The 257-nt window shown below is 67.7% G+C and carries 1 protein-coding gene; it reads right to left on the bottom strand.

Annotation, left to right across the window (positions count from 1 at the left end; all coding sequences use genetic code 11):
- A partial coding sequence (locus tag H5411_RS46855) for a Clp protease N-terminal domain-containing protein (RefSeq protein ID WP_183128062.1) occupies positions 1–137 on the bottom strand: 137 nt, incomplete at its 3' end.
- Between the last annotated feature and the right edge of the window lie 120 nt (positions 138–257).

The following is a 257-nucleotide window of genomic DNA, read 5'->3' as shown; positions in this document are numbered from 1 at the left end:
AGTCCGTCCGGGTCGTCCAGCAGCGCCAGCAGCAGGTGCTCACCGTCGACCTCGGTGTGGCCGAAGCGCACCGCCTTCGTCTGGGCGTCGTGCAGTGCCTGCCGGGATTTCTGGGTCAAAGGGTCGGTCTTGTCCACGGGTCACCTCCACGGTTGTCGTTGACTACGGCGCAGCGCGCGTTCCAGCTGGTCGACCCGGTCCAGCAGATCCAGCACCAGCCCCAGAGCGGCGTAGTTGACCGAGAACGCGGCGCGCAG

This window comes from Amycolatopsis echigonensis (genome assembly GCF_014174495.1).
Taxonomy (GTDB): Bacteria; Actinomycetota; Actinomycetes; order Mycobacteriales; family Pseudonocardiaceae; genus Amycolatopsis; species Amycolatopsis echigonensis.
This window is presented reverse-complemented; position numbering and strand designations above follow the sequence as displayed.